Raw genomic sequence first — 7,605 nt, forward strand, 5'->3', positions numbered from 1 at the left:
CACCCACGGCACCCCCACCGGCACCCCCACTGACCTGCCCACCTACCCCTTCCAACGACAGCGCTACTGGCTCGACCTACCCGCGCCGGTGAGCGAGGCCGCCGACCTCGGGCTGGACGCCGCCGGGCACCCGCTGCTCGGCGCGGCCGTGGTCCTGCCGGACGGCGCGGGCGCCGTGCTGACCGGCCGCCTGTCGGTCCGGGCGCTCCCCTGGCTGGCCGACCACACCGTCGGCGGGACGGCGGTGCTGCCCGCGACCGCGCTCGCCGAGCTGGCCCTGGCCGCCGGGGAACGGGTCGGCTGCGCGGTCCTGGACGAGTTGACGCTGCTCGCCCCGCTCGTCCTGCCCGCCGAGGGAGCCGTCTCCGTCCAGGTCACGGCCGGAGCCGCCAGCCCCGGCGGCCGCAGGCCCGTGACCGTCCACGCCTGCACGGGCGAGGAGGAGAGCATGGTCGTCGCGCGGGGGACTCTGGCCGCCGTCGCGGCGGATCTCGCGGACGGCGCGGACAACACCGGCACCGCACCGCCCAAGGACGCCGACCCGATCGACCTGGCCGCGCTCTATGACCGCCTCACCGCGACCGGCGTCGGCTACGGCCCCGCCTTCCAGGGCCTGCGGGCCGCCTGGACGCACGGCGACGACGTCTACGCCGAGGTCACGCTGCCCGACGGGCTCGACCCGGGCGGGTTCGCCCTCCATCCCGCGCTTCTCGACGCGGCCCTCCACCCGATGGCGTTCACGGACGGCACCCCGGACGGTCAGGTGCGGCTGCCCGTCGCCTGGTCCGGGTTGACCGTCCACGCCGGGGGCGCGAGCACGGTCCGCGTCCGCCTCACCCCGACGGCGCCGGACGCCCTCACGCTGACCGTCACCGACGAGGACGGCACGCCGATCGCCCGGATCGCGGAGCTGACCGTCCGCGCGACGGCGCCCGCCCGGCTCGCCGCCCGCGCCCTGGACAGCCTCTACGAGCTGGCCTGGACCCCGATCCCCGCGCCCGGCGCCGCGGCCGAGGAGCCCGCGGCGGTCGCCTCGGCGGCCGGCCTCGAAGCGGCCGACACCGTCCCCGCGACGGTGCTGGCCCGCTGCCCGGACGGGCTGGACGTCCGCGCGGCCCTGGCCTGGGCGCTCGATCTGGCCCAGGCGTGGCTGGCCGATGACCGCTTCACCGGGTCCCGGCTCGTGTACGCCACCCGCCGCGCCACCGGGCCCGATCCGGACGACCTCGCGCACGCCGCGGTCTGGGGTCTGGTCCGCTCGGCGCAGACCGAGAATCCGGGGCGCTTCGGGCTGCTGGACCTCGACGCCTCCGACACGCCCGCGGGCCCGGCCCTGGCCACCGGCGAGGAGCAGCTGGCCGTCCGCGACGGCGCTCTCCTGGTCCCCCGGCTGACCAGGGCGGCTCCCGGCGCGCAGGACCCGGCCCTCGATCCGGACGGCACCGTCCTGGTCACCGGCGCGACCGGCGGGCTGGGCGGCCGGATCGCCGGGCACCTGGTCACCGCGCACGGCGTCCGCGACCTGCTGCTGGTGAGCAGGCGCGGCCCGGACGCCCCCGGCGCGGCCGAGCTGAGCGCCGAGCTGGAGGCGCTCGGCGCGACCGTCCGGCTGGCCGCCTGCGACCTCGCCGACCGCGCCGCGCTGGAGGCGCTGCTGGCGACGGTGGACCGTCCCCTCACCGCGGTCGTCCACGCCGCCGGGGTCCTCGCGGACGCCACGCTCGCCTCGCTCACCCCCGAGCATGTCGACCGGGTGCTGCGGGCCAAGGCCGACGCGGCGTGGAACCTCCACGAGCTGGCCGGGGACGTCGCGGCGTTCGTGCTGTTCTCCTCGGTCGCGGGCGTCGTCGGCGGGGCCGGGCAGGGCAACTACGCCGCCGCCAACGCCTACCTCGACGCCCTGGCCGAGCACCGCCGCGCCCGCGGGCTGCACGCCGTCTCGCTGGCGTGGGGCCTGTGGGAGCAGGACGGCGGCATGACCGGGGCGCTCGGCGACGCCGACCGCGCCCGCATGGCCCGCGCCGGGATCCTCCCGATCCCGACCGAGCTGGGCCTCGGCCTGTTCGACGCGGGGCTGCGCGCCGACCGCGCCGTCCTCGTCCCGGTCCGCCTCGACCCGGCGGCGCTGCGCGATCCCGCGCCGGTCCTGCGCGGGCTCGCCCGCGTCCCCGCCCGCAGGGCGGCCGCCCCGGCGGCACCGGCGGGGCTCGCGGAACTGCCCGCCGAGGAGCGCGCCGCCGCGCTCCTGGACCTGGTGCTCGCCGAGGTCGCCGACGTCCTCGGGCACGCCTCGCCCGCCGCGCTCGATCCGCGCCGCGGCCTGATGGAGCTCGGCCTGGACTCGCTGACCGCCGTCGACCTGCGCAACCGGCTCGGCGCCGCGGTCGGGGAGCGGCTGCCCACCACGCTGATCTTCGACTACCCGACGGCCGAGGCGCTCGCCGGGCATCTCGACGCCGAGGTGCTCCCGGCCGCGCCCATCCCGGGGATCGCGGAGCTGGACGGGCTGGCGGAGCTGCTCGCCGGGCTCTCCCCCGAGGACGAGCGGCGCGACCTGTTCGCGCAGCGGCTCCAGTCCCTGCTCGCGGGACTGGAGGGCGGCGGGCCGGCCGACGAGGCCGTCCAGCTCCTCGAATCCGCCACCGACGACGACCTGTTCGACTTCATCGACGGCATCTCATGACCGGGCTCGGGGCGTCCTGCGGCGCAGGGTCAGGGCGCTCCGCGGCAGCGGCCGCTCAGGGCGCCGCGCGGCCGAGATCGGCGCAGACCGCGACGATCGCGCGGTCCAGCTCCTGGCGCATGCGCTCGGGGTGGGCCGCGAGGTCGGCGGCGATCTCCGGCGTGGAGTACAGGGTGGTGATGGCGGCGACCAGCGCGCCCACCAGCGAGCCGACCAGCGCGGAGGCCGTCACCGGGTCCAGCTCGTCGGGATAGGACGCCTGGAGGGCCGCGGCGATCTCCCGCTGGCCCTCCAGCACCTTGCGCAGCGCGCCGACCTGGAGCGCCGGGGTCCTGATGATGAGCGCGGCGCGCTTCTTGGCGTGGTCGCCCATCAGGTCGGCGCCGGAGGCCAGCACCGAGCGGAACGCCCTGACCAGCAGCTGCGCGGGATGCTCGCCCGGCTCCGGCTGTGCCAGGACGGCGCCGAAGACCTCGATCCGCAGCGGCGGGTCGGCGAACAGGACCTCCTCCTTGCTCGCGAAGTAGCTGAAGAAGGTGCGGGGCGAGACGTCGGCGAGCTCCGCGAGGTCGGCGATGGTCGTCTCGTCGTAGCCCTTGGTGCTGAACAGGGTGATGGCCGCGTCCGCCAGCGCCTGACGGGTGCGCTCCTTCTTCCGTTCACGCAACCCCTGCTTGTTCGTCATCGGCACATCCTAGCAACCTGAGAATTTTCGCATCCATTGCAATTTAACATCCGCTGTTGCTATCGTCGACCCATGGAAAGACTCCTCGAACGGCTGGGCCGGACGACGGCCCGGCACCCACTGATCACCATCGTGAGCTGGCTGCTCGCGGCCGTGGCCCTGCTCGCCGTCAGCCAGGCGGCGGGCGGGGCGTTCGTCAACGAGTTCCGCATCCCGGGCGCCGAGTCCCAGCACGCCGTCGACCTGGCGCAGCGGCACTTCCCGCAGTACGGCGCGGTCAGCGCCGACGCCGTCTGGCACACCGGCTCGGGGACGCTCAAGGATCCGCGGAAGGCGGCCGCGATCAAGGCGGTCGTCGGCGAGTTCGCGCGCCAGCCCGACGTCCGGTCGGCCGACGACCCCCTCGCCGGGATGGTCAGCGCCGACGGCACGACCGCGCTCAGCTCCATCCAGTACGGCAAGGAGCTCGGCGATCTGTCCGCCGCCCACGCCGACCGTCTCGACAAGGCGGCCGAGGCGGCCCGGAAGGCCGGCGTCGACGTCGAGTTCCGCGGCCTGGCCGTGGACCTGGCGTCCCAGCCGGAGACCAGCGCGGTCGAGCTGATCGGCGTCGCCGCCGCCCTGATCATCCTGCTGATCGCCTTCGGGTCGGTGGTCGCGGCGGGCCTGCCCGTCCTGGTCGCGCTGATGGGCCTGATGGCCGGCACCGCGCTGGTGCTGATCGCGGGCACCGCGATGGACATCCCGGCCATCGCGCCGATCGTGGCCGTCATGCTGGGGCTCGGCGCGGGCGTCGACTACGCGCTGTTCGTCCTCACCCGGTTCCGGCACTACCTGGCCCTCGGCGAACCGAAGGTCGACGCGGTCGGGCACGCCCTCGCCACCGCCGGGCACGCGGTGCTGTTCGCCGGGGCGACGGTCGTCGTGGCGATCCTCGGCCTGCTGCTCACCGGGGTCCCCTTCATCGGCGGCATGGGCGTGGCGGCGGCGCTGACCGTCACGATGACCATGACGGCCGCCCTCACGCTGTTCCCCGCCGTCCTCGGCCTGCTGGGCCCGAAGGTCAACGCGCTGCGCGTCGGCCGCCGCCGGACGGTCGCGGCGCCGCTCGCGGGCGAGCCGGGCGTCGAGCCGGGCCTGTGGGGCCGCTGGGCACAGCGGGTCGCGGCCCGCCGCTACCTGTACGCGGGGCTGGCGGTCCTCATCCTGGCGGTGCTGTCGCTGCCGCTGCTCGGCATGCGGCTCGGCACCCCCGACGACGGCAACAACCCCCAGAGCTTCACCCAGCGCCGCGCCTACGACATCGTCGCCGACAAGTTCGGCCCCGGCTGGAACGCCCCGTTCCTGGTCGTGGCCGAGGCCGGGGACAAGGCCGGGAACGACGCCATGGTCAAGCGGCTGACCGCCGGGCTCACCGCCGACCGGGAGGTCTCGGTGGTCACCCCGCCGCAGGCCAGCGCGGACGGAAAGGTCTCCCTGCTGACGGTCGTGCCCAAGCATTCCCCGCAGGACCAGGAGGTCTCCGACCTGCTGCACCGCGTCCGCGACGACCTCGTGCCCAAGACCGCCGGGCGCGACGCCACGATCGCGGTCGGCGGGCCCACCGCGTTCGTCACCGACCTGTCCGACACGATCGGCGACCGGCTGCCGTGGATGGTCCTCGCGGTCCTGGTGGCGGCGGCGGTCCTGCTGGTCGCGATGTTCCGGGCCCCGCTGGTCGCGCTCCAGGCCGCGCTGATGGCGCTGCTGTCGATCGGCGCGGCGTTCGGGGTGCTCATCGCGGTCTTCCAGTGGGGCTGGGGCGTCACGCTGCTGGGCGTCGACGGACCGGTGCCGATCATGTCGATGGTGCCGATGCTGCTGTTCGCGGTGCTGTTCGGCCTGTCGATGGACTACGAGGTCTTCCTGCTGTCGGCCATCAAGGAGGAATACGACGCCAGCCACGACGCGCAGCGCGCCACCTGGGTCGGCGTCGACGGCACCGCGCGGGTGATCACCGCCGCCGGCGCGATCATGACGGTGGTGTTCCTGTCGTTCGTCCCGATCAGCGACGTGGCCATCAAGATGATCGGCATCGGGCTCGCGGCGGCGGTGCTGGTGGACGTGACCGTGGTCCGGCTGATGCTGGCCCCCGCCGTCATGAGCATCCTCGGCGACGCGGCCTGGCGCGGCTCCGGCGGCCGCCGGCCCGATCGCGCCGCGCCGGCGCCCCCGGCCCGAGAGCCGTCGGATGTCGGCTGAGACGGCGACGGGCCCGGAGCGTCGCGCTCCGGGCCCGTCCGGTGCCAGGGTCACCGGTCCAACGGGCTCAACGGGCGAACGGGCAGAGCGTCATGGTGACGATCGCGAGCTCGTGCGACTTGACGATCCAGTTGCGGGTGCCGTACCAGCCGCGGTACTTGCCCTTGGTGCCCACCAAGCCGATGGAGACGGTGGCGCCGCCCAGCATCACATTGATGTCGGCGCTGCCGAGCGCCTTGGCGGCGCCGCCGCCCGTGAAGCGGATCTCGTCCTCGTACAGGCCGATGAGGTGGCCGGTGACCGGGTCGTTGTAGAGCATCCGGCCCGTGCCGGTGACCTTGGCGACGACGCGGCCGTCGAGGTCCTTGAGCACGTCGTGGTAGACGCCGGTGTCGCCGACGCTGGGCCCGGTCGGCGGGGTGTCCTGGTAGTCGATGCCGGTGACCGACTCGGGCAGGTCCTTCCAGACGACGCACTTGCCGGGCGTGCCGGGCTTGGCCTTGCCGGGCTCGGCGGCGCTCGCCGGGCCGCCGAGCCCGGTCGCGAGGGCGACCATCGCCGCGACGGCGGTCGCGACGGCCTTGCCGCCTGAAACGGAGGTGTGGCGCACCACGGGATTCTCCTTCTTCGCTGGGGTCTGATCGGCGACAGTCTCAGCGGAACAGCCAAAGCCCCCCTAAAGCCCCCTTCCTTTAGAAGCTCCTTAGCGCGGCCAGCGATTCTGACCTCAGATCTCTCGGACGAGGCACTGGGGTTACTTCGCAATGGTGAACGAGGACAAACTTCGCGGTTATCTCAAGCGCGCCACGATCGAACTCCACCAGACGCGTGAACGGCTCAAGCGCATGGAGGCCGAGAAGGGCGAGCCGCTCGCGGTCGTCGGCATCGGCTGCCGCTACCCCGGCGGGGTCCGTTCGCCGCGGGACCTGTGGGACCTGGTCGCCTCCGGCACCGACGCGATCGGCGAGTTCCCGGGAGACCGCGGCTGGGACGTCGAGGCCCTCTACGACCCCGACCCCGACCGTCCGGGCACCACCCACACCCGCTACGGCGGCTTCCTCTACGACGCCGGAGAGTTCGACGCGCCGTTCTTCGGGATGTCGCCGCGCGAGGCCCTCGCCACCGACCCCCAGCAGCGCCTTCTCCTCCAGACCGCGTGGGAGACCTTCGAGCACGCCGGGATCGACCCCGAAACGCTGCGCGGCTCGCGCACCGGCGTCTTCGCCGGGGTCATGTACGACGACTACGGCACCGGCTTCGACCGGATGCCCGAGGAACTGGAAGGCTTCCTCGGCACCGGAAGCGCCGGAAGCGTCGCCTCGGGCCGCATCTCCTACGTCCTCGGCCTCGAAGGCCCGGCGATCACGATCGACACGGCCTGCTCGTCCTCGCTGGTCTCGGTGCACCTCGCGGGACGCGCCCTGCGCACCGGCGAGTGCGACCTGGCCCTGGCGGGCGGCGTGACGGTGATCTCGACGCCCTCGCTGTTCGTGGAGTTCAGCCGACAGCGCGGCCTGTCGGAGGACGGCCGCTGCAAGGCGTTCTCAGCGGACGCCGACGGCACCGGCTGGGGCGAGGGCGCCGGCCTGCTGCTGCTGGAGCGCCTGTCGGACGCCCAGCGCAACGGCCACCGGATCCTCGGCGTGATCCGCGGCACCGCCGTCAACCAGGACGGTTCCAGCAGCCGCCTGTCGGCCCCGAGCGGCCCGTCCCAGCAGCGCGTGATCCACGCCGCCCTCGCCGACGCGGGCCTGTCGCCCGCCGACGTGGACGCCGTCGAAGCACACGGCACCGGCACCACGCTGGGCGACCCGATCGAGGCGCACGCCCTCCTCAACACCTACGGCCGCGACCGCGAGCGCCCGCTCTGGCTCGGCTCCGTCAAATCCAACATCGGCCACGCCCAGGCCGCCGCGGGCGCCGCCGGGCTCATCAAGATGATCGAGGCCATCCGGCACGGCGCCCTCCCCCGCACCCTCCACGCCGACTCCCCCAG

At 74.4% G+C, this 7,605-nt stretch carries 5 protein-coding genes; 3 read left to right on the plus strand and 2 right to left on the minus strand.

Going from position 1 to position 7,605, the window contains the following annotated elements:
• Nucleotides 1–2,683: type I polyketide synthase (locus E1298_RS41175; protein ID WP_131902813.1), on the plus strand; the 2,683-nt coding region annotated here is incomplete at its 5' end.
• 55 nt (nt 2,684–2,738) lie between these two features.
• On the opposite strand, the gene E1298_RS41180 is transcribed toward E1298_RS41175, so the two are convergent.
• Nucleotides 2,739–3,368 carry a TetR/AcrR family transcriptional regulator gene (locus E1298_RS41180; RefSeq protein ID WP_131902814.1) on the minus strand — a complete coding sequence of 210 codons (630 nt, stop codon included), beginning with the start codon at nt 3,366–3,368 and terminating at the stop codon, nt 2,739–2,741.
• Between the two features lie 72 nt (nt 3,369–3,440).
• Here E1298_RS41180 and E1298_RS41185 point away from each other — a divergent pair, with 72 nt between their 5' ends.
• A complete protein-coding gene (locus E1298_RS41185) occupies nt 3,441–5,609 on the plus strand; it encodes an MMPL family transporter (RefSeq protein WP_131902815.1) in 2,169 nt (722 codons plus the stop codon).
• A 67-nt stretch (nt 5,610–5,676) separates the two neighbouring features.
• On the opposite strand, the gene E1298_RS41190 is transcribed toward E1298_RS41185, so the two are convergent.
• Nucleotides 5,677–6,222, minus strand: coding sequence for an allene oxide cyclase barrel-like domain-containing protein (locus E1298_RS41190; RefSeq protein WP_131902816.1), 546 nt, complete (start codon nt 6,220–6,222; stop codon nt 5,677–5,679).
• A 151-nt stretch (nt 6,223–6,373) separates the two neighbouring features.
• On the opposite strand from E1298_RS41190, the gene E1298_RS41195 reads away from it, so the two are divergent.
• Nucleotides 6,374–7,605: beta-ketoacyl synthase N-terminal-like domain-containing protein (locus tag E1298_RS41195; RefSeq protein ID WP_207945148.1), on the plus strand; the 1,232-nt coding region annotated here is incomplete at its 3' end.

The sequence above is a fragment of the Actinomadura rubrisoli genome, from assembly GCF_004349215.1.
GTDB classification, from domain to species: Bacteria; Actinomycetota; Actinomycetes; order Streptosporangiales; family Streptosporangiaceae; genus Spirillospora; species Spirillospora rubrisoli.